General features: G+C 39.1%; 19 protein-coding genes and 1 tRNA gene. 6 read left to right on the forward strand and 14 right to left on the reverse strand.

What is annotated here, in order from left to right; genetic code table 11:
• Positions 1-57: 57 nt before the first annotated feature.
• From ABEA36_RS00170 to ABEA36_RS00185, 4 genes are all read left to right on the forward strand, one after another.
• On the forward strand, positions 58-654 hold the full coding sequence (locus tag ABEA36_RS00170) for a LemA family protein (protein ID WP_425571831.1): 597 nt from the start codon (positions 58-60) through the stop codon (positions 652-654).
• A gap of 10 nt (positions 655-664) precedes the next feature.
• Positions 665-1,585: a TPM domain-containing protein gene (locus ABEA36_RS00175; RefSeq protein WP_345487479.1), complete on the forward strand. Its 921-nt coding sequence runs from the start codon at positions 665-667 to the stop codon at positions 1,583-1,585.
• A 212-nt stretch (positions 1,586-1,797) separates the two neighbouring features.
• Positions 1,798-2,787: a hypothetical protein gene (locus tag ABEA36_RS00180; protein WP_345487481.1), complete on the forward strand. Its 990-nt coding sequence runs from the start codon at positions 1,798-1,800 to the stop codon at positions 2,785-2,787.
• Between the two features lie 71 nt (positions 2,788-2,858).
• The gene (locus tag ABEA36_RS00185; protein ID WP_345487483.1) at positions 2,859-3,650 is read left to right on the forward strand and encodes a hypothetical protein; all 792 of its coding nucleotides are present in this window, start codon (positions 2,859-2,861) and stop codon (positions 3,648-3,650) included.
• Positions 3,651-3,713: 63 nt separating this feature from the next.
• Here the strand turns inward: ABEA36_RS00185 and ABEA36_RS00190 are convergent, their stop codons facing one another.
• The 14 genes from ABEA36_RS00190 to pheA all read right to left on the reverse strand — a co-directional run bounded on the left by ABEA36_RS00190 (position 3,714) and on the right by pheA (position 16,480).
• Positions 3,714-3,956, reverse strand: coding sequence for a tyrosine-type recombinase/integrase (locus tag ABEA36_RS00190; protein ID WP_345487485.1), 243 nt, complete (start codon positions 3,954-3,956; stop codon positions 3,714-3,716).
• A gap of 543 nt (positions 3,957-4,499) precedes the next feature.
• Positions 4,500-4,925, reverse strand: a complete 426-nt coding sequence (locus tag ABEA36_RS00195) for an Arm DNA-binding domain-containing protein (RefSeq protein ID WP_345487487.1) — start codon at positions 4,923-4,925, stop codon at positions 4,500-4,502.
• A 282-nt stretch (positions 4,926-5,207) separates the two neighbouring features.
• A tRNA-Gly gene (locus ABEA36_RS00200) sits at positions 5,208-5,283 on the reverse strand.
• A gap of 65 nt (positions 5,284-5,348) precedes the next feature.
• On the reverse strand, positions 5,349-5,615 hold the full coding sequence (locus ABEA36_RS00205) for a DUF1145 domain-containing protein (RefSeq protein ID WP_345487489.1): 267 nt from the start codon (positions 5,613-5,615) through the stop codon (positions 5,349-5,351).
• On the reverse strand, positions 5,615-6,178 hold the full coding sequence (rsmD, locus tag ABEA36_RS00210; RefSeq protein ID WP_345487491.1) for a 16S rRNA (guanine(966)-N(2))-methyltransferase RsmD: 564 nt from the start codon (positions 6,176-6,178) through the stop codon (positions 5,615-5,617). The genes ABEA36_RS00205 and rsmD overlap by 1 nt, the downstream gene beginning before the upstream one ends.
• 27 nt (positions 6,179-6,205) lie before the next feature.
• The gene (locus ABEA36_RS00215) at positions 6,206-8,770 is read right to left on the reverse strand and encodes a transglycosylase domain-containing protein (protein WP_345490796.1); all 2,565 of its coding nucleotides are present in this window, start codon (positions 8,768-8,770) and stop codon (positions 6,206-6,208) included.
• Between the two features lie 199 nt (positions 8,771-8,969).
• The gene (locus ABEA36_RS00220; protein WP_345487493.1) at positions 8,970-10,352 is read right to left on the reverse strand and encodes a heavy metal sensor histidine kinase; all 1,383 of its coding nucleotides are present in this window, start codon (positions 10,350-10,352) and stop codon (positions 8,970-8,972) included.
• Positions 10,353-10,383: 31 nt separating this feature from the next.
• Positions 10,384-11,073 (reverse strand): heavy metal response regulator transcription factor, encoded by a 690-nt coding sequence (locus tag ABEA36_RS00225; protein WP_345487495.1) that lies wholly within the window; start codon positions 11,071-11,073, stop codon positions 10,384-10,386.
• A 312-nt stretch (positions 11,074-11,385) separates the two neighbouring features.
• Positions 11,386-12,489, reverse strand: a complete 1,104-nt coding sequence (gene trmA, locus ABEA36_RS00230) for a tRNA (uridine(54)-C5)-methyltransferase TrmA (RefSeq protein ID WP_345487498.1) — start codon at positions 12,487-12,489, stop codon at positions 11,386-11,388.
• 14 nt (positions 12,490-12,503) lie between these two features.
• Positions 12,504-12,836, reverse strand: a complete 333-nt coding sequence (locus ABEA36_RS00235) for a nitrous oxide-stimulated promoter family protein (RefSeq protein ID WP_345487500.1) — start codon at positions 12,834-12,836, stop codon at positions 12,504-12,506.
• A 4-nt stretch (positions 12,837-12,840) separates the two neighbouring features.
• On the reverse strand, positions 12,841-13,920 hold the full coding sequence (gene mltC / locus ABEA36_RS00240; protein WP_345487502.1) for a membrane-bound lytic murein transglycosylase MltC: 1,080 nt from the start codon (positions 13,918-13,920) through the stop codon (positions 12,841-12,843).
• Positions 13,921-13,944: 24 nt separating this feature from the next.
• Positions 13,945-14,214, reverse strand: coding sequence for an oxidative damage protection protein (locus ABEA36_RS00245; RefSeq protein WP_345487504.1), 270 nt, complete (start codon positions 14,212-14,214; stop codon positions 13,945-13,947).
• Positions 14,215-14,261: 47 nt separating this feature from the next.
• Positions 14,262-15,320: an A/G-specific adenine glycosylase gene (mutY, locus tag ABEA36_RS00250; protein WP_345487506.1), complete on the reverse strand. Its 1,059-nt coding sequence runs from the start codon at positions 15,318-15,320 to the stop codon at positions 14,262-14,264.
• A 17-nt stretch (positions 15,321-15,337) separates the two neighbouring features.
• Positions 15,338-16,480 carry a bifunctional chorismate mutase/prephenate dehydratase gene (gene pheA / locus ABEA36_RS00255; RefSeq protein ID WP_345487508.1) on the reverse strand — a complete coding sequence of 381 codons (1,143 nt, stop codon included), beginning with the start codon at positions 16,478-16,480 and terminating at the stop codon, positions 15,338-15,340.
• 239 nt (positions 16,481-16,719) lie between these two features.
• Between pheA and mutM the strand changes: the two genes are divergently transcribed.
• Entirely contained in the window at positions 16,720-17,529 is an 810-nt protein-coding gene (gene mutM / locus ABEA36_RS00260) for a bifunctional DNA-formamidopyrimidine glycosylase/DNA-(apurinic or apyrimidinic site) lyase (protein WP_345487510.1), read from the forward strand.
• A gap of 186 nt (positions 17,530-17,715) precedes the next feature.
• Positions 17,716-21,600 carry a phosphoribosylformylglycinamidine synthase gene (gene purL / locus ABEA36_RS00265; protein WP_345487512.1) on the forward strand — a complete coding sequence of 1,295 codons (3,885 nt, stop codon included), beginning with the start codon at positions 17,716-17,718 and terminating at the stop codon, positions 21,598-21,600.
• Positions 21,601-21,636 lie beyond the last annotated feature (36 nt).

Below are 21,636 nucleotides of genomic sequence, written 5' to 3' on the forward strand. Positions count from 1 at the left end.
ATATAGGCCACTATCATCGACCAATAATAAAATAAGTTTATGGGTAAAGGTAAATAGATGAAATTTAAACCATTCTACGTGATTTTAATCTTGATTGTAGTGGGTGCTTTTATGCTATTTAATAGTTATAACAGCATTCAATCTCATGATGAGAAAGTCGCTGCATCTTGGTCTGAAGTGCTTAACCAATATCAACGTCGCGCGGATTTAGTGCCGAATTTAGTCAATACCGTAAAAGGGTATACGCAACACGAAAAAGAGGTGTTACTGCAAGTGACCCAAGCCAGGGCAAAAGTCGGTTCAATTCAAGTCAATGTTGACCAATTAACGGATCCTGAAGTGATAGCAAAATTCCAACAAGCTCAACAACAATTAAGTTCTTCATTAAGTCGTTTAATTGCGGTAAGTGAAAGTTATCCTGATTTAAAAGCTAACCCTTTATACCAAGATCTCATGGCACAGTTAGAGGGCACTGAGAACCGAATCTCAGTGGCGCGCGGTCGCTATATTGAGTCAATTCAAGATTACAATACTTACATTAGACGTTTACCCGCTAAATTAATCGCGGATTATTTGGATGTTAAACCAAAAGCGCAATTTGCGGTTGAAAATGAAAAACAAATTTCAACCCCACCTGTTGTTAGCTTTGAATAATTGACTGATTATGCGATTATTTAAATCGTTGTTGATTGTGTTGTTCTTTTTTTGCTACCAAGCGAATGCGTTGGTAGCAATACCTGCGTTTTCTCAACGTGTGATTGATACAACGGGGACGTTAAGCTCACAGCAAATCACACAGCTCGACAGTAAATTAATCAACTTTGAAAACGCTCACGCAGATGGTTCGCAAATCGCGGTATTAATGATTACGACACTAGACGGTGAAACTATTGAACAATATGCGACACGCGCATTTGAACAATGGAAAATAGGCAAAAAAGGCATCGATAACGGTGTTTTATTGATTATTGCTAAACAAGATCGTCAAGTGAGGATCGAAGTTGGCTACGGTTTAGAAGGTGAATTGCCCGATATCAAAGCAAAGCGTATTATTGAGCAATCCCTTATTCCCGCTTTTCGTCAAAATGACTTTTATCAAGGCATTGATCATAGCTTAACGTCAATCATCGATATACTTAACCATGTTGAGCCAACTGAAAAAAATGGTATCGCACAACTTACTAGCATTCAAGATGTCTTTGATAGTGAATATGCATCACCATTAATGAATTATGCAATCGTCTCTTTTATCATTTGTTTGGTGATTAGCCTACTTTTACCCTTTGCGGGACTAAAAGCATCGCCGGGCAAACGTAACTTAGTGACAGGATTACTTAATGGTTTATCGACCAGTGGTTTTTCACTTTTCCTCGGTATGCCAGTGACAATTGTATTACCCATTCTTTTTTTAACGTTTGTTGCAAGTACTCTTTTTTCAGCGATGTTTACGATGCGTAAACAAATGGGCGGAAATGGACGTGGTCCACGAGGTGGATTCGGTGGCGGCTTTGGCGGAGGCAGTTCTCGAGGTGGTTTTGGTGGCGGTGGCCGAAGTGGCGGAGGTGGCGCATCGGGCCGTTGGTAACCTTTTTTAACGCGTCCTCTTGATATGATACGCCGAAAATGAGCGCATAATTTTTCAAAATATCTAATTAGTTAACTGACTTATAGATAATAATTTATTTTAATTAGTAATAGTAATTATTTACTAAATTATTATTTACTTTTTTTCTAAAAGATAATCATTAATATGATTATTACTTTGTTTAAAAAAAGAGATACAATACGGAGTTTTTTATGTCCAATTTCATCAAGAATACCCCAGAAGCACAAAGTTGGATTAATAAAGCAATACTACATCATTCCCAAAAGGGGGCTTTTGGTAAAGTGATCTCAGGGATTATTTGGACAAATTCAAAAAATGATGCTGGTGAAATTATTGTACCAGTTGATCCAGTTGAATTAGTTAACCAAATCAACAATGACCCTTTTATTTTATTACATAGCCATGATCCGGGCAAACCACTTGGACAAGTTCTAGAAAGTGCTTATTTTGAAAATAAATTTGATGAAAAATTTATAGTAGCAATTTTGGCATTTTATGCTGGAGGTGAAATTTTAAAATTTCAAGAACTTGGGCTAGATACTAAAATATCAGTGCTCTCACCAAAAGTTCTTCCAACGCTATCTGATGATATTTGGATTGATTTTGGTACTGACCCAAGAGAAGTTGACATAGAATGGGTCAAGCAAGTAATAGAAGATGCTCCTCTTCCAATTAATCAGCTCGATCTTTCTCATAATTCTGCCGAATTGGCACAAGAATTGATTAGAGTAGGGGTGGTCTTTTTACTTCTTGTTTGGAATCCATTTGTAACTAAAATTGCTACTGAGGCAGGTAAAGATACTTATGCAGCACTTCATAAATGGTTTAAAAAGCTGCTAAAAAAATTAGCTGATAGAAAGAATCCAATACTTGATATTCAGACATTTCAAGATAACTGCCAAGTGTCATTTCTTTTTAGAAGCAAAGATATCAAAATAAGCTATGAAGGACATGATAAATTACCCGATGCAGCAGCACAAGCAGCTCAATTCATAGCTAAATTGAAAGCTAGAGAAATGCCAGTAAAAAGATTAATTTATGAATTTGATCAAGAAACACTCAAATGGTTTCCGTCATATGCAGTTTTGTATGATGATAGAATTATTACAGACAATAGCATGCTTATTGCTCTTGAGCAGATTCCAATGGGACTTAGTCTTGGAATAACTACTAAAAAATAAATATATTCTTTTGTTATTTGTATTTTTTGTTGTGTTAGAGTACTAGATGTGTTCCATATTGAGAGGAAGAGATGAGAAAAGCAGAATATCTAAATGGGGAGAGTTGGGAAGAAATTTATATCGAAGAATTTGAAGAAACAGTGAAAGGTAAGTTACGTGACTCTTTGCACTGGCCGAAACTACGATGTATTTCATGTAATAAAGTCGTAATAGATAAAGGCATTATGACTCCCAATGAAAGATATTCTGCACATTTTGCCCATAAAGAGCCACCATCAAACGGTGAGTTTTGTCCACTTTCATCCAATACAGCACGTTTTTCAGGTTTAAAGGGAAATGCTTATATAACCTCATACGCTCAAGCGAAAGAACGCCGATTTAATTTCATGGATTTTGACTCCTTATCTCGAGCCTATATCATTTGTAGGCATCTACGGGGAGGAAAGGGAAAGCTCGCCCAATCAGAATTTATAGAGATGGTTAGAGTAGCTGATAGTTATGGGGTTTGGTTTTACAGTTATTTACCAGAGTGGGGAATTCCCTTGTTATTGATGCTAATGGCAAACCATCCAACACCTAATGGAAATTCAGCATTCTTTTATACGTTAAAAAAAGATAGACAACGTAAAAATATTGAATGGCAAAATCTTAATGTCAGGTTAGAAGCACATTGGGTAAATGATGGCGCGAAAATACAAGTTGATAAAACTAAAAATCCTTCATTTCAGCATGAAATTCCCTTCAACCAACAAACTGTTCAAGAGATCGTTGGAAAAGAAGACATGTCATGGTGTTGTGAAGATACTCTAAAAGTTTTAAAAATATATAGTGAAGAACAATTAAAAAATATGAAGGATAAGTAAAAGCGCTGTCTTAATGAAAGCATTTTTACTTTTTGAAAACTGCATGCAAGTAGCTTTACTTAGCTATTTTAGTTTCTGTGCCTCCCATTTATCGAGCTTATCCGCCGATTCCTGCATCATGTTTCGTCTTTGTTCAATATACTCAGCATGATTATAAGCCGCAGATAATTGTGCCTCAATCCATTCTTTAGGATAACCCAACTCATTTAAAGCCGTTGAAATCGTTGCCGGAATACTATGACCTGTCAGCCTGTCACTATAGCCTATACGCTTTAATGCCGTATTCAGTGTATTTTCACTAACCATCTGTGTTAAGTCATAGCAATGGGCTAACAAATAACGTTGACCATGAAAGCGACAACTTAACAGCTACTGAATAATGATTACTGCCTGTTTAGGTAATGGCTCAATATAAGGCGGTATCTCTTTAGAGCTATTCCTAACTTGCTCTTGTAGCTGTTTCACACTATCAGCAGGGATTAACCACAGATTATTCTTTAAATCAAAATGCTAATGGGTAGCCTGTATTAACTCACCTATTCGGACGCCTGTTAGCAACAACAAATAAATCCCTAACTGCGTTTGTTTAGATCCTTGATAATACTTTAAAGCCTGTAAAATCGTCCAGTTTCAAAAAAGGATTATGTAAAGTAGGGCGTTGGGGTAACGCGATAATATCCAAATCACTCGCTAGATTATGCTCAATAAAACCTTCCGCAATAGCATGACGAAAGATTTCATTCAATCAACTGCGGCACTTCTCAGCAATTGACAACGCTCCGCGCTGTTCAATCTTACTCTGAACCGCTAATACATCGTCACGGGGTATCTCTGTTAATACCTTATTACCTAATAAAGGTAATACAAATAACACTCAATTTGAATGTGTGTACTTTGCCTTTTACTGGCTCTGTCTAAACCTAACTTCCTAAACTTAAACTCCTTCCATATCTGCGCATACTCAGCAAAGGTTAACTTAGACTGACAGACCATAGCCACCGGCTTAATCACACTCTTTCTGCTTGTTCTGTGGCCAATGCCCGAAGTAATTAAATCTAAAGCATGTTGCCGTAAAGAAAGTGCTTGCCTTGAATCCACATTTGGGTAAACCCCAAAGGAAATACATTTTTGTGTACCGTCCCAATAAAAGCGAAACAACCATTGTTTAGTACTATTATGCTTAATGTTAAGATAAAGACCTGCGCCGTATTTAAGGGTATAGGCTTTGGCAGTAGGTTTGGCTCGTCTGATAGATAAATCGGTTAGCAGTGTCATAGTGCTATATCCTCTTGTTCATTGTTCAAAGGGTTTTAAATGTCAAAAATGACTAAAGAACAAGAAACAGCAGAATGTCATAACCGAATATGGACCTAATGCAATACAACATGGAAATAAGGCAAAATACCCAGTAAAACGGTTGTCTAAGATGAATATAACGGTGGACTTAATTGTACTTTCTTTAAGCGAATTGTAATGGCTTAAAACGGGCAATAAAATTGGGATTACAAGTGTAATTAAAAGGTTATGGACTTATTTAGATGTCTTTAGAAGAATAATTGGAGCGGGAAACGAGGTTCGAACTCGCGACCTCAACCTTGGCAAGGTTGCGCTCTACCAACTGAGCTATTCCCGCTTTGAGACTCTTCTTGTGAAGAGGTGAGCATTATACAAAAAATCATTTTTCTGGCAAGTATTTTTTTATGATTTAGTGTTTTTTTGTTTCCAGCTTAATACTTCGAATACACCAAATATAAACATTCGTAGCACTTTAAAGCGATCTTGTTGTTTTTCTTGGCTACTTAAAGTAGAGCTAAGTAACCAGGCTTGTAGTCCATGCACAATAGCAAATGAGGCGAGTGCGATGTAAGCCACCACATTAGCTGGTTTAGGATAAGGAAAAACCAGATTAAATAATAAGAATAACCAAATCAAAAGGTAGACTATTTTGCCAATAATAATAAACATTACGCATTTTCTCTAATAAATAAATATGAATGAACTTGGCCTGTGGTTTTTTCACGGTGTAATGTCCAATTTAGCGGAACATCACGACTGAGTAAACCATTTTGTTCGGTTTCAACATAGATATAGGCACCGTTTGATAGCCAATCATATGTTTCAAGGCGTTGTATTGTTTTAGACGCAAGTCCATGATGAAAAGGGGGATCAACAAAAACCACATCAAATTTTTGATCGGCAGATGAGGCTAACCAGTTGATGGTATCGGTTTGCAAAATGTGTCCATTTTGGATCTGTAGTAACTGCTTATTTTTGTTAAGCTGTTGAGCCGCAGTGCGGTTTTTTTCAAGCAGTGTCGCGTGTTTTGCGCCACGCGATAACGCTTCAAACCCGAGTGAACCGCTTCCAGCAAAACAATCAAGGCAGTTCGCGTCATGGATGACTGGCATGAGCCAATTAAAGAGTGTCTCTTTAACGCGGTCGGTGGTTGGGCGTAAGCCCTCGTTATCTAAAACGGGCAGTTTACGTCCGCGCCACTTTCCACCAATAACTCGAATAAATCCATTCATAATGCGTTATCTTGATTATTTGCCTTATTAAAATAGTTCTGATGTATTTCCATTTTCATCAGTCACTTTCGTTCCAACCTCTTTTGTTGCATATTTGGTCGGTTCTGTGCCTTCAATAAAATATTCCATGATTGCATCGTTGCCTGGTTGAGTGGCAAGCAATCCGCTCTTTTTATCAATTAATACCGAAATAACCGTGGCAGGTTTAATGTCTTGCTGCTGTGGAATATCTTTTAAAATAACTGACATATAATCATTCCATACCGGATTTGCGGTAACGGCACCCCCTTCTGCTGCAATATAGGAATTATTACTGAGCGTGTCACGTCTTGCTTTACCCAGTTCACGGCGGTGGTCATCGAATCCAAGCCACACTGTCGTGACAATATTTGCGCCAAAACCAGCAAACCACACATCTTTTGATGAGTTTGTCGTACCGGTTTTACCGCCAATATCTTTGCGGCCAAGTGATTTTGAACGCCAAGCAGTTCCTGTCCATAAGCCATTTGGATCGCCCCAAATTGTAGATTTCAGTGCATCTTTTATGATAAATGCAATATCACTGCTAATCACGTGGGGTGCATAAACAGGGCCTTTGGTTTTATTTTCATCAATCGCCTGTGCAACGCTGCCATCTGGATTAATCAAGCGATCGAACGGAATGCTAGGATCTGGCAGTAGCATACTATCATCCGCTTTTAATTTTGATTGTTCTGGCTCGTCAGCCCCTGATGATTGAATCACATTTTCGACATTATCAAGATTGACTTGACGGTCTCGATTTTCATCGGCCAATTCTATTAGGCAGTCATGGCATGCAATTTCTGGCGCATGTTGATAAATAACGCCACCTTCACTGTATTCAATGCGATCAATTAAATAAGGGGTAACCAAATAACCGCCGTTAGCAAGTACCGCATAAGCACGGGTGACTTGTAGTGGTGTAAATGATGCAGAACCTAATGCTAATGATTCATGGCGTGAAATATTATCTTTAGGGAAACCAAAGCGTTCAAGATACGTCGCGGCATAATCAACACCAATTGCACGTAAGGTTCTTACCATCATCACGTTTTTTGACATGCTGAGGCCAACACGTAAACGCAGTGGACCTTGATATACAGGTGGTGAATTTTTAGGTCGCCACGCATCACTCCCTGCATTGGTACGCATAATTGGCGCATCATTGAGCATGGTTGACATGGTTAAGCCTTTGTCTAATGCTGCAGTATAAATAAATGGTTTTATGGTTGAACCAATCTGTCTTATGGCTTGTGTGGCGCGATTAAACTTACTGATATTGTAGTTGAACCCACCAACCAATGCACGAATTTGACCATTATCTGAATTGATTGACACCAGTGAGCCATTAATACTTGGAATTTGTGCCAGCATCCATTGATTATCTTGCTGTTTTACCCAGATTTGTTGACCCGCTTTAATGACCGAGGACACCGTTGTTGGTAATGGACCTTGTTGATTGTCATTAATGTAAGCTCTCGCCCATTTTACGCCATCAAAACTTATTTGGATTTTTTTGCCATCGGATAATAGTGCTGTCGCCTGAGTGTCATTATCCTTAATCACTACTGCCGGGCATAGCTCGTTATAACACATATAGTTACCAAGAGCGGATAAGATTTTATCCTCACTCCAGGCTGCTTCGTCAGCTTTCCATAATGTTCTTTCTGGCCCGCGATAACCATGACGAATATCATAATTAATGACTTGGTCATGAATCGCATTGGTGGCGGTCACTTGGTCTAATTTTGAAATGGTTGTGTAAACTTTATAACCGTCAGTGTAGGCTTGTTCGCCAAATTTATCATACATGAATTGCCTTGCCATTTCGGCAACATAAGGTGCTGAGAAAGCGATTTTTGGTACGTGATAGGCGACATTCAATGGTTCCGCAATAGCATGTTCATATTGTTGTTGGTCAATAAACCCTTGATCCAACATGCGGTGTAATACCCAGTTACGTCGCGTTAAAGCGCGATCTGGGTGATAAATTGGATTATAGGCGGATGGCGCATTGGGTAAACCGGCTAAAAGTGCAGCTTCACTAATGGTTAATTCATTCGGTTGTTTACCAAAAAAAGTATAAGCCGCAGAGCCAACGCCATAAGCTCTTGAACCAAAGTTAATCATATTGAGGTAAAGGGCAATAATTTCTTCTTTGGAGAGTTCTTTCTCCATCCGAATCGCCAAAATCATTTCACGGATTTTTCGACCAATACTTTTTTCAGGGGTTAGGAAAAAGTTTTTAGCAACTTGTTGGGTAATCGTACTACCGCCTTGAGAAAAACTACGATTTTTCAATCCGATATACATCGCACGCAAAATCCCGACAGGATCAACGCCAAAATGATCATAAAAACGGGAATCTTCCGTTGCAATAACGGCTTGTAATACGACTGGTGGGATGTCTTCATATTTTAATGGAATACGGCGTCGCTCACCGAATGTGGCAATCAGTTCTCCATCACTACTTAAAACTTGCATCGGGGTTTGCAGTCTGACGTCTTTAAGCTGAACAACGTCAGGCAAATCTTGCGAATAGTAGTAATACCCAGCTATTGCGACAACCATCCCAGACAGGATGCAACCAATCGCAAACTTTAGTAAAAATTTTAGAACTTTTAAAAACTTCACACATTATTCCTAATAGAATCGTTACGCGCTACAGCATTATATTAATCTAACACAAACGCACGTTGCGTATTTTGGACACAATTTTGTCAACATTATACAGCAAGTTACACAATGAATAACGTAATTTTTGATCCGTTTATGCGGATTTTTTGCCTTTAGGTGGAATAGGGAAGGTCATAATGAATCGGGTTGATTCATTGTCAGATTCAACCGTGATGCGTCCATGATGAGCTTCAACAATCGATTTCACAATCGCAAGGCCGATACCAGCACCTTCACCATTACGTTGTCGTGATTCATCCGGTCGATAGAAGCGATCAAACAGTAATGGTAAATGTCTGGCTTCGATTTTTTTACCAGGATTTGCGATCACCACTTTGACCAATTTATTACTGACTTGGCTCAGTGTGACCGTGATCGTTTGATTATCAGGAGTATAGCGAATCGCATTTGATAGCAAGTTACCGACAGCTCGTCCTATCATCAATTTATCGCCTTGAATTGACGGGCAGGTACCTTGCAGTTTTAAACGAATGTCTTTTTCTTCACTTAGGTATTCATAGTAGTCGAACATCATCGCAAACATATTAGACAGATCCACTTCAACAAGCTGTGGAACAAGCTGTTTGTTATCCGCTTGTGCTAAAAACAGCATATCGGTAATAATTTGCGTAAGCCTTTCGAATTCTTCCAAATTTGAATAGAGGATTTCTTTATATTCATCCGCCGTTCTGGCGTTGTTTAACGCAATTTGTGTTTGTGTTGTTAAATTGGTAATGGGGGTACGCATTTCATGGGCAAGATCGGCGGTAAAATTATGTTGCCTCTGAAATAGCGTCTCCATGCGTGAAATCATGTCATTAAATGCATCAACTAAACTGGCATACTTAGCTGGCAATGAAGAGGGCTGAATACGGTTGTTTAAGCTTTTTGAATTGACTGACCCAATTTTTTTGATCAGTCGATTAATCGGTTCTTGCGTCAGATAAATGGTTAGTAGTGTTCCAAGCAGGACTAAAACACACGAAATCGTAATTAAGATCAGCAAACCATTATGCAGTCTTTCGGTAAACTCTAATTGCAGATCACGACTGACAGCAACAATGATAGTATATTCTTTTTGATCTGCCGCTGTAACACTCGATGCGGCAATACGATAAGAATGCTGATCATAATTCCAAATGGCTGAACCATGGGTTTCAATGATGTTTTCAACATCAATATTTTTACGCACTTGCAATAAGTTCGGGCCACGTGTTTTGTATAGGATATTTTTGTTTTCGTCAGTAATATTGACAAAAAGTTGATAATGACTGGCTAAAATTAATAAAATATTTTGGATAAGATCATTACGTTCGGCTTCAGGGTCATAATAAGACAATTCCCGTTCGAGTGAATCGATCACTGAATTGAGTTCTGTGACATTTTGCGCAATGACATATTTTTCAAAAGAGCGTTCAATAAAGTAACTCAAAACATAAAGTAAAGTACATGCCAATAGGCATGCGATAACAGGCATTTTTATAGTCGAAAAAAAACGTGTTCGGTTGTTATATTTTTTCTTCAGCGATAATATCAAGTTTATAGCCCATTCCACGAACAGTATGAATTAATTTAGGTTCGAATGTTGCATCGATTTTGTTGCGCAGTCTACGCACAGCAACATCAATCACGTTAGTATCACTATCAAAATTCATATCCCATACTTGAGACGCGATTAATGAACGCGGTAATACTTCACCTTGATAGCGTAGGAAGTATTCTAAGAGTAAAAATTCTTTATTGGTTAAATCAATGCGTTTACCCGCACGGGTGACAGTACGTTTGGGTAAATCCATAACCAAATCAGCCATTGTTAATTGATGTAAATTAACCTGTGGGACATTGCGTCTTAGTAGTGATTTAATGCGAGCTAACAGTTCAGCAAAAGAGAACGGTTTAACTAAGTAATCATCAGCGCCTAGGTTAAATCCTTTAACCTTATCTTCAACACTGCCCATTGCGGTTAAGAGAATAATTTGCGTATCTTTTTGACCTTCACGTAACGACTGCACGATTTTCCAGCCGCTTATATCAGGTAGCATGACATCTAAAATAATCAAATCATAATCTTCAGTCATCGCGCGATGATAGCCATCAAGCCCATTATTAGTGAGATCAACAATAAAACCAGATTCAACCAATCCTTGACGAAGATATTCACCCGTCTTGACTTCATCCTCAACAACCAATAATTTCATTTTAGCGATATTTCCTTTGATATTGACTATAGACTTAACCGAAGGCTACATACTATATATTAATAAGTAAATAAAAATTTCTTAATGATATAATCATGACCATTTTGTCATTTCTATGTCATCTTTCAGTACGAAGATGCCTGCTATCCTTATTTAACAATGAAGCCTAGAGTTATAGTTGTTTCATTGTTTTATTTCCTTTCATCCATTCCTTGCAATTTAATGCACCCCTAACTTCGGTTAGGGTTTTTTTTTATAATTTTTTTATATTTTGCAAGGCTAACTCATTGAATAAATGAATATTCATAAGAGCTACCGATCAATTTTACTTAAAACCATGCCTATTTCAAGATGTTTTGTGTAAGGAAACTGATCAAAGACAGCGGCATGTTCAATTTTATGAGTTTTACTGAGAAAAGACAAATTATCTTTCAGACTTAGCGGATTGCATGAAATATAAATAATCGTGCGATATTTGGCAACCATTGCAAGTGTTTCATTATCCAATCCACTGCGTGGTGGGTCAACTAAAACGGTATTAAATGTATAATCGGATAAGCGTATTCCATTTAAACGTTTAAAATCACGTTCGCCATGAATTGCTTGAGTAAATTCCTCTGCTGATAGGCGAACAATGTTGACATTGTCGGCATGATTAATTTCAATATTATGTAATGCCGACTTCACTGACGTTTTTGCCACTTCAGTTGCGATAACTTGACGGAAGTTTTGCGCTAAAGCAATCGAGAAATTGCCATTACCGCAATAGAGTTCAAGTAGGTCGTCTGTCGCGTTTTTAGTTAAGTTAATCACCCAAGACAACATATCAATATTAATGTGAGCATTCGGTTGAGTGAAACTATTTTCAATTTGTTGATAAGTGTAATCACGCCCAAGAATAGGGAGTTTTTCGTAAACATAGTCTTTATCAACACTGATTTTCTGGTTTGATGCGCGACCGACAATATTCACATCAAAGCCTAATGTAATGAGTTGCTCTTTAAGTAAACGGGCTTGTACTTGCCAATCTTCAGCAAGACGCCGATGATAGAGTAGTGTGATAATCAGTTGGCCACTAAGTGATGACAGGTAATCCACCTGAAATAACTTATAACGTAAAATATCATTGGGTTTAAGTAACGCAATAAGCGTTGTCATGGCATCATTAATGATTTTCGTTGCAACAGGAAAATGTTCAACTCTAATGCGTTGACGTGTTTTTTGATCATACATAACATGATAAATATCTTCACCTTTTTGCCATATTCTAAACTCAGCACGCATACGATAGTGTCGAGGGGGTGAAGGATAAACAGTGAGTTGGGGCAGAGCAAACGGTGCAAATAACGTTTGAGTCTGTTTAACTTTTTCATCAAGTAAGTGTTGGTAATTATCTTCTGGCAGTGATGTTGGCATAGTATTTATTATATTTATTGCTTATGTTTTAAATTTTTATATAAGTGACGCAGTGCCATAATTGGATGGTATAACATCATTCTTGGACCGGCAAATCGCATCACCTGCTTTATTTTTTGTTTGTAATCTTTACGATAACAATGTGTCGGACATTTTTCACATGTCGATTTTTGCTCACCATAACGACAATACGTCAGCCTTGCCATCGCGTAGGTTTTTAGGTCTTCACATTCCTGACACAATTGGTTTTTGGGTTGCCCGTGTTTTTTGGTGCAGTACAAGTCAATCATACAGCTAATCGTGACTTTTTCCTGTTCAATATTGGGCCCGTTATTATGTCTTACCATCGTCTTATTGTGTCAAAATACGGTTAACTTTAATCAAGTAGTTACGCGATTCTTGCGACGCATGCGATGATGTTAGTTTTTTATAAACCTGCTCAGGCGTGAGTGAATTAATCACGTCTACCGCTTTTTTGCGGTCATCAGAGAATGTGCGTAATACACTACCGGCACCACCATTATAAGAGGTAATAATGGCATATCGCATGGAAATTGGATTATTAATGCCAGCTAAATAGCCATCTCTAATTAAGGCTAAATACGCTGACCCCATATTAATATTATTACGCGGATCAAGTAAGAAAGCGCGTGTCGGTTCACCACGTTTCCCCCAACGACTATAGAGATCTCGTCCCGCCGTATGTTGCTGAACTTGCATTAATCCTAGAGCATCACTACGACTGACCGCAAAGGGGTTAAAGTTGGATTCCACTTCCATGATTGCTAGAATTAATCTTTCATCAAGATGGTATTGAGCAGCGGATTCACGGACTAACGGTAAAAATTTATGTGCACGTTCATTCACATGGTTAGCCACTAAGTTTAGGGTAACGTAGCTAATTTGTTTATTGCCAGATAATCTAATTTTTAATTGATTATCAATAACATATTGTGCAAAGTGCACGGCACGCCATTCCCAACGAATGGGTTGACCGGTTTCGTCTAATATTTGTTTATACAGAAACGGCTCTTTTTTAACATCATAACTTGATTGTGACTGCTTAATGATATCTTCGGGTTCTGACATCAACAAGGTTGTAACAATCGCTGATTTTAACTGATTAATCGGATCATCTGATAAGGTTTCAATGGTCAGTTTACCGGAGACAAAGTTAATATGGACACGCGTTTGTAAGTCATCACTATATTGTACGTAATCTTTAGGTCCAGCAATTAAGACTTCTTTGCTTCCCCAAATCTGTTCAATATTATTGGCATATTGGCTAATAAGAATATTTAACGCATTAGTATCTTTCACATAGATTGGTGTATCTTGGTCATTATTCTTTGAACCACCAGAACAGGCTGCTAAAAATGCCGTTATCGCACACAAACAAAATATCTTTAAATAATTTATCTTTGTACTCATTACATTGAACACCTAAAATAAAAGTTAATTTTCTGGTTTGTAACCCGCAATCGTAATATCTTGCCCTTCAAATAAAAATTTGACCATCTCATTTTCAATTTGTTTTCGATGCTCGGGATTCATCATATTGAGTTTGTGTTCATTGATGAGCATGGTTTGGGTTTTCATCCATTTTGCCCATGCTTCTTTTGATATTTCGTTAAAAATGCGTTTACCTAGCTCACCGGGATAAAGTTGGAAATCAAGCCCATCAGCATCTTTCTTTAAATAATGACAATAAATTGTTCTACTCATAATCTTATCCTTTGGTTTTTACTGTCAAAATTATAGCTTAAAAATGACTAGCTCAAAAGGGATGATTGTGTTTGGCTCGACAATTGCTTCAATAAGTTATTGACTGGTGTTGCAAGCCCAATTTGAGGTGAATTAATCAAATCATACCAACAGCCATTGGATTCATCTAGGCCATTTTTATTTTTTGTGACGAGAGTATAAATCGGTACCATATCGAGGTGAAAATGGCTAAACGTGTGTTTGAACGCGATTAATTGGGTGAGTGAGCTCGTTGTTATGTGATGTTTAGCGAGCCAGGGTGTAATCTCATCGTAAGATGAAAATTGAGGAAAGCAATACAATCCTCCCCATATTCCCGCGGGTGGTCGTTTTTCTAACCAAATGGACTGCTCTTGTGCGAGCACTAAAAAATAAGCGGTTTTGGTTGGAATGGTTTTTTTGGGTTTTTTAGTTGGGTACGCTTGCCAACTATCGGTTTTATATGCGATACACTCTTGATGGAGTGGGCAGAGCGTACATTTTGGTTTACTACGTGTACAAATCATTGCGCCAATATCCATCATAGCCTGATTGAACTTATCAACATTTTGTTCAGGTGTGACTTGCTCTGCCAGTTGCCATAATCGGTTTTCGACCGTTTTATTACCCGGCCAGCCTTCAACAGCAAAATAGCGGGTAAGGACACGTTTAACATTACCATCTAAAATGGTGTAATGTTGCTGTTGTGATAGTGACAATATTGCGCCAGCGGTTGAACGACCAATACCGGGTAAACTCAGTACATCATCAAATTGGGTCGGGAACACGCCAGCAAATTTATCGGCAACAGTTTGTGCGGTTTTATGCAAGTTACGGGCTCTGGCGTAATAGCCAAGCCCAGTCCATAAATGCAACACGTCATCAATTGATGCTTTAGCGAGATCTACGATGGTCGGAAAACGCTCAATAAAACGCGTAAAATAGGGAATCACCGTCACGACTTGAGTTTGCTGTAACATAACCTCAGATAGCCAAACATGATAAGGTGTTTTCTCAAGTTGCCAAGGCAAGGTCTTACGACCATAATTATCGTACCATGCCAAAATGTGATCAGAAAAAGTGCACATATTACGTTTTGAAATATCTAAAATATACTGTCACTAGGGTAACAGCCCAGTACTTTGACAAATAATGTGATGGATGAAAGCTCTTTAAGTGCTTGCTGCATTTTTAATGTGGCAAGGTTACCTTGCAGATCGATGTAAAACATCTCTTCCCATGGGTTACCATGAATCGGTCTTGATTCCAGTTTAGTCATCACAATATTGTGGTTACGTAATACCAATAGTGCATCCACTAACGCACCAGCTTGTTGGCCTGTTTTCATCAATATGGTGGTTTTTGCGGCAACTTGATCTGACACGTCGATCGCCTTGCGCGCTAAGATAATAAATCGCGTAATGTTTTCTTTTTGATTCGCAAAATTATGTTCTAAAACTTGTAAACCGTAAAGTTCACCACCGTCTTTATTTCCAATCGCGGCAACATTTGGTTTATCAAGTTTGCTGACCATTTCCATCGCGGAAGATGTGCTGTCACAATAGACGATTTTCCAATGTGGGTAATTCTCTAAAAAATTGGTACATTGCTGGAAAGGTTGAGGATGGCTATACACCGTATCAATTTGATCTAATGTCGTGTGTTTATTCGCTAAAATACAGTGATCGATGGGCAGAGAGAGCTCACCAATAATGTGTAAATCTGTTTTTTGCAACAAATCATAGACTTCATTGATTGAACCTGAGCTGGTATTTTCAATCGGTAAAATACCATAATCCACTAAGCCTTTTTCCACGTGTTCAAAAATATCTTTAAAACTTGAACAGCCAGATTCCTCTACGTGATCAAAATGGCGTCCAGCATAGCGGCGCATCGCGGAATGGGAATAAGAACCTTTTGGCCCTAAAAAGGCGATTTTAGCTGTTTTAATCGTATGTTGATTATGCTTTTCTTGTAAAATGCGTTGTTGTAATAACACCGAATCTTCAATAATAATTTGGTAAAGACGCTGAATAAACATCTCGTCAAGATGATACTTTTTACCTTGCTCAATGAGAGTTTTAACCAGTATCCTTTCACGCTCAATATCACGCACTGGAATATTGGCTTCAATTTTGGTGTTTACAACATCAGTAGATAGCGCACGACGCTGTGCTAACAGTTCAAGAAGGTGTTTGTCTAATGCAGTAATTTTATCGCGTAATGGCAGTAATGGATTATCAGTCATAGGATATTTAGCTTGAATAAAATAATGGCACATTATATACCATTAATTAAAAAGCAGTGATAAAAGTTTGCCGAAAAAGGCAGGCGTGAGCGCAAACGGGCGTGTTTTTACACTATAATTGCATGTTATGACAATTATTTAACGAAAAACCGATTTTAACAATAGCAATGAGCCTAATAGGTTTGTTGGATTAATTTAAGGTATACTAGTGCATCCGTGATAATAATATGGTCTTTAATATGCCAGAACTTCCAGAGGTTGAAACCAGTCGGTTAGGGATTTTACCCCATCTTAAACATCAGACAATTCAAGAGATTATTATTCGTCAGCCTAAATTACGTTGGCCGATAGATCTTGATATTTGTTTGGCGCACGGTCAAAAAATTATTGATATAAAGCGTCGAGCAAAGTATTTACTGCTGCAACTTGAAAGTGGGTGGATTGTTATTCACTTAGGCATGTCTGGTAGTTTACGGATTTTATTGGCGGATAAACCTGCTGAAAAACATGATCACGTTGATTTAGTCTTACAAAATGGCGTGACCTTGCGTTATACCGATCCTCGTCGCTTTGGTGCATGGCTATGGACACCGTTTTTAGAATGGTTGCCACAATTGAGTAAACTGGGCCCTGAGCCATTGAGTGATGAGTTTGATGAGCATTATCTTTATCGAATGACACAATCTCGCAAAGTGCCGATTAAAACATTAATTATGGATAATCATGTGGTGGTGGGCGTGGGGAATATTTATGCCAGTGAATCGCTTTTTATGGCTAAAATTCTACCGATGAGGCTTGCTAACACATTAACAAAAAAAGAAGTCCGCGCCTTGGTTAATGCCATAAAAACAGTTTTAGATGCTTCGATTAAGCAAGGTGGTACAACATTAAAAGACTTTTTGCAATCCGATGGAAAACCAGGGTATTTTGTTCAGCAACTCAAAGTGTATGGTCGATCAAACGAGGCTTGTTTTGATTGTGGTTCAGTCATTGAATCGAAAGTGATTGCCCAGCGCAATACGTTTTATTGTCCACATTGCCAACACTAAATATGAGATTAAAAATTGCTGACGCTGATGTTGAATTACCTCGAAAATTCGACCAACGTGAGCAATATGAAAATGCTTTTTTCGATAATCACCACTAAGAAATATTCAAAAATTCAGTAATTTGATTTATAATGTTCGCCTATTTTTAGCGTTCCAAAATCTAATCTTGCCTAAAAGAGAATTGTTATGGAAATTTTGCGTGGTTCCCCTGCATTATCAGCGTTTCGTATTACTAAGCTCATCGCAGCTTGTCATGAAAAAAATATCCCGATTGAATCTATCTACACTGAATATGTCCATTTTATTGATTTAAATGCCCCTTTATCAACTGATGAGCGGGTGACGTTACGCCAACTATTGCAGTATGGCCCAAAAGCACATCAACAAACGGTAAATGGGCAATTGTTTTTGGTGACGCCAAGACCGGGGACAATCTCCCCTTGGGCATCTAAAGCAACCGACATTGCGCATAATTGTGGTTTAACATCAATTTTACGTATTGAAAGGGGAATTGCTTACTATGTGCAAAGTCCAACGTTAAGCGCTGAGCAGCAAGCCAAATTGAGTTGCTTAATTCATGACCGAATGATGGAAAGTGTGCTGCATGACCTTAATGATGCAAAACAGCTTTTTACGCATCAAAAACCCGCGCCTTTCGCGACAATTGATATATTAAGTGATGGTCGCCAAGCGTTAGAAGATGCGAATATCAAATTAGGGTTAGCGTTAGCCGCTGATGAGATTGACTATTTATTGGCAAATTTTAAGCAATTAAATCGTAATCCGAGTGATGTTGAACTTTATATGTTTGCGCAGGCGAACTCAGAGCATTGCCGCCATAAAATCTTTAATGCAGATTGGATTATTGATGGTCAAGCTCAACCAAAATCATTGTTTAAAATGATTAAAAATACGTTTGAAACCACGCCTGATTATGTGTCATCTGCGTATAAGGATAATGCTGCGGTAATGGATGGTTCAGTCGTCGGGCGCTTTTTTGCTGATAGTGGCAAACATCATTATTCCTTCCATCAAGAATATGCTGATATTTTAATGAAAGTTGAAACCCATAATCACCCAACGGCAATTTCACCTTGGCCAGGCGCAGCAACCGGGAGCGGGGGAGAGATTCGAGATGAAGGCGCAACTGGGCGCGGTGCAAAACCTAAAGCTGGGTTGGTGGGCTTTTCAGTATCAAACTTGCGTATTCCTGGTTTTACGCATCCTTGGGAACAAGATTTTGGTAAACCTGAACGTATTGTTTCTGCATTAGATATTATGACCGATGGACCACTTGGTGGTGCGGCATTTAATAATGAATTTGGTCGTCCTGCTTTATTGGGCTATTTCCGTACTTATGAAGAAGAAGTCAACAGCCATAACGGTAAAGAGCTACGCGGTTATCACAAGCCGATTATGCTGGCTGGAGGGATCGGTAATATACGCCGTGAACATGTACAAAAAGGTGAATTTCCGGCAGGGTCAAAACTCATTGTACTTGGTGGACCGTCAATGAATATTGGTCTTGGTGGTGGCGCAGCATCATCGATGACATCAGGGCAATCTGATGCAGATTTAGACTTTGCCTCAGTTCAGCGTGATAATCCTGAGATGGAGCGACGTTGCCAAGAAGTGATTGATCGATGTTGGCAACTCGGTGATCATAATCCGATTTTATTTATACATGATGTCGGAGCGGGTGGTTTATCGAATGCGATGCCTGAATTGGTGAGTGATGGTGGGTGTGGTGGACAGTTTGAATTACGTAAGATTCTTAATGATGAACCGGGTATGTCTCCACTTGAAATTTGGTGTAATGAATCACAAGAACGCTATGTGCTTGCGATTGCGCCAGAAAGTTTAGAACTGTTTGATGAACTCTGTCAGCGTGAACGGGCTCCCTACGCAGTCATCGGTGAAGCGACCGCGAAGCAAGATCTTGTTTTACATGACGATCACTTTGGCAATGACCCCATTGATTTACCACTCGATGTGTTACTGGGTAAAACACCTAAAATGTTGCGGGATGTCACAACACAAAAAGCCGTTGGTGATCAGTTTGATGCCGCAGATGTTAATCTTAACGAGGCGATAAAACGGGTATTACATTTACCGACCGTTGCTGAAAAAACGTTCTTGATTACCATTGGTGATAGAACCGTTACTGGTATGGTGAGCCGTGACCAAATGGTTGGTCCATGGCAAATTCCAGTAGCAGATTGCGCTGTAACAACGGCAAGTTTAGATAGCTATTATGGTGAAGCCATGTCAATTGGTGAACGAGCGCCCGTTGCGCTACTTGATTTCGCTGCGTCAGCCAGACTTGCTGTTGGTGAAGCACTCACTAACATTGCAGCTAACCATATTGGTGATATTAAACGTATAAAACTATCCGCTAACTGGATGGCGGCGGCTGGGCATGCCGGTGAAGATGCCGGGTTATATGAAGCCGTTAAAGCGATCGGTGAAGAGCTGTGTCCACAGTTAGGGCTGACGATTCCGGTGGGGAAAGACTCGATGTCAATGAAAACCACATGGCAACAAGGTGGCCAACAAAAAGCCATGATAGCCCCACTTTCGCTAGTGATTTCTGCCTTTGCTCGCGTTGAAGATGTACGAAATACTGTCACACCAGTATTAAAAACATCGGCTAACCGTCTTTTGTTTATTGATTTGGGATGTGGTAAACAGTCATTAGGTGCAACAGCTTTAGCGCAAGTTTATCGTCAGTTAGGTCAGCAAGCGGCAGATGTCCGTGATGTGCAAGTGCTTGCTAACTTCTATCAAGCAATGCAGCAACTCGTTGAAAATCGTCAAATTTTAGCATATCACGACCGCTCAGATGGTGGCTTGATTGTGACATTACTTGAAATGGCATTTGCTGGACACTGTGGTCTAGATATTGATATATCAGCGCTTGGTAAACAGGTGATTGCAAGTCTCTTTACAGAAGAGCTTGGCGCAGTGATTCAAGTCAGTGAATCAGAGTTGGCATCTGTTAAAGCGTGTTTTGACGCTTTTGGATTAACGCAGCACATTTATGATCTTGGTTATGCGCTTTGTGGTAATGAGATTGTTATTCGACATGATGATCAGGTTATTTATAACCAAACACGTAGTACTTTACGTACTTGGTGGGCAGAGACCACGTGGCAGATGCAACGTATGCGCGATAACCCAGCTTGTGCCGATAGTGAGCATCACGCTAAACAGATTGAACAAGATCCTGGCTTAAATGTTAAGCTTACGTTTGACCCTAGCCAAGATATTGCAGCACCTTACATTGTGAAAGGGATCAAACCTAAAATTGCTATTTTACGTGAGCAAGGCGTTAACTCTCATGTTGAGATGGCAGCGGCATTTTATCGTGCTGGATTTGATGCGTTTGATGTGCATATGACCGATTTATTATCAGGCAAGACCACATTAGATAACTTTAATGCTTTAGTCGCCTGCGGTGGGTTTTCGTATGGGGATGTGCTTGGTGCAGGTGAGGGCTGGGCTAAATCCATTTTATTTAATGAACGTGTACGCCAAGAATTTGTGAGCTTCTTTCATCGGCAAGATACCTTATCACTTGGGGTATGTAATGGTTGTCAAATGATGTCTAATTTGAAAGACTTGATCCCAGGAGCTGACCTGTGGCCTCGTTTTGTGCGTAATCTTTCTGAACGATTCGAAGCACGGTTCAGTTTGGTTAAAATCGAGCAGAGCGCATCATTGCTATTTGAGGGGATGGTGGGTTCACATATGCCAATTGCCGTATCACATGGTGAAGGGCATGTTGAAGTTAAAGATCTGACTCACTTACAAGCACTTGAGGCATCCAATCAGATTGCAATGCGATTTATTGATAACTTTGGTTCTGTAACCGAAAGTTATCCGGCAAATCCAAATGGCTCGCCAAATGGTATTACTTCGGTGACGACAAAAGATGGTCGGTCAACAATTATGATGCCTCATCCTGAACGTGTATTTAGGACGGTAAGTAATTCATGGCACCCAGATAATTGGGGCGAAGATAGCCCATGGATGCGTATTTTCCGCAATGCTCGTAAACAGTTGGGATAATGGTGATTTGATTTTTATATCAAATACTGAAATACA

This window comes from Orbus sasakiae, from assembly GCF_039542345.1.
Lineage (GTDB): Bacteria > Pseudomonadota > Gammaproteobacteria > Enterobacterales > Orbaceae > Orbus > Orbus sasakiae.

What these genes read in the sequence shown, in the direction of transcription:
- ABEA36_RS00170 (WP_425571831.1), top strand. Translation starts at nt 58, where the DNA reads ATGAAATTTAAACCATTCTACGTGATTTTAATCTTGATTGTAGTGGGT.
- ABEA36_RS00175 (WP_345487479.1), top strand. Translation starts at nt 665, where the DNA reads ATGCGATTATTTAAATCGTTGTTGATTGTGTTGTTCTTTTTTTGCTAC.
- ABEA36_RS00180 (WP_345487481.1), top strand. Translation starts at nt 1,798, where the DNA reads ATGTCCAATTTCATCAAGAATACCCCAGAAGCACAAAGTTGGATTAAT.
- ABEA36_RS00185 (WP_345487483.1), top strand. Translation starts at nt 2,859, where the DNA reads ATGAGAAAAGCAGAATATCTAAATGGGGAGAGTTGGGAAGAAATTTAT.
- ABEA36_RS00190 (WP_345487485.1), bottom strand. Translation starts at nt 3,956, where the DNA reads ATGGTTAGTGAAAATACACTGAATACGGCATTAAAGCGTATAGGCTAT.
- ABEA36_RS00195 (WP_345487487.1), bottom strand. Translation starts at nt 4,925, where the DNA reads ATGACACTGCTAACCGATTTATCTATCAGACGAGCCAAACCTACTGCC.
- ABEA36_RS00205 (WP_345487489.1), bottom strand. Translation starts at nt 5,615, where the DNA reads ATGTTTATTATTATTGGCAAAATAGTCTACCTTTTGATTTGGTTATTC.
- rsmD (WP_345487491.1), bottom strand. Translation starts at nt 6,178, where the DNA reads ATGAATGGATTTATTCGAGTTATTGGTGGAAAGTGGCGCGGACGTAAA.
- ABEA36_RS00215 (WP_345490796.1), bottom strand. Translation starts at nt 8,770, where the DNA reads ATGGTTGTCGCAATAGCTGGGTATTACTACTATTCGCAAGATTTGCCT.
- ABEA36_RS00220 (WP_345487493.1), bottom strand. Translation starts at nt 10,352, where the DNA reads ATGCCTGTTATCGCATGCCTATTGGCATGTACTTTACTTTATGTTTTG.
- ABEA36_RS00225 (WP_345487495.1), bottom strand. Translation starts at nt 11,073, where the DNA reads ATGAAATTATTGGTTGTTGAGGATGAAGTCAAGACGGGTGAATATCTT.
- trmA (WP_345487498.1), bottom strand. Translation starts at nt 12,489, where the DNA reads ATGCCAACATCACTGCCAGAAGATAATTACCAACACTTACTTGATGAA.
- ABEA36_RS00235 (WP_345487500.1), bottom strand. Translation starts at nt 12,836, where the DNA reads ATGGTAAGACATAATAACGGGCCCAATATTGAACAGGAAAAAGTCACG.
- mltC (WP_345487502.1), bottom strand. Translation starts at nt 13,920, where the DNA reads ATGAGTACAAAGATAAATTATTTAAAGATATTTTGTTTGTGTGCGATA.
- ABEA36_RS00245 (WP_345487504.1), bottom strand. Translation starts at nt 14,214, where the DNA reads ATGAGTAGAACAATTTATTGTCATTATTTAAAGAAAGATGCTGATGGG.
- mutY (WP_345487506.1), bottom strand. Translation starts at nt 15,320, where the DNA reads ATGTGCACTTTTTCTGATCACATTTTGGCATGGTACGATAATTATGGT.
- pheA (WP_345487508.1), bottom strand. Translation starts at nt 16,480, where the DNA reads ATGACTGATAATCCATTACTGCCATTACGCGATAAAATTACTGCATTA.
- mutM (WP_345487510.1), top strand. Translation starts at nt 16,720, where the DNA reads ATGCCAGAACTTCCAGAGGTTGAAACCAGTCGGTTAGGGATTTTACCC.
- purL (WP_345487512.1), top strand. Translation starts at nt 17,716, where the DNA reads ATGGAAATTTTGCGTGGTTCCCCTGCATTATCAGCGTTTCGTATTACT.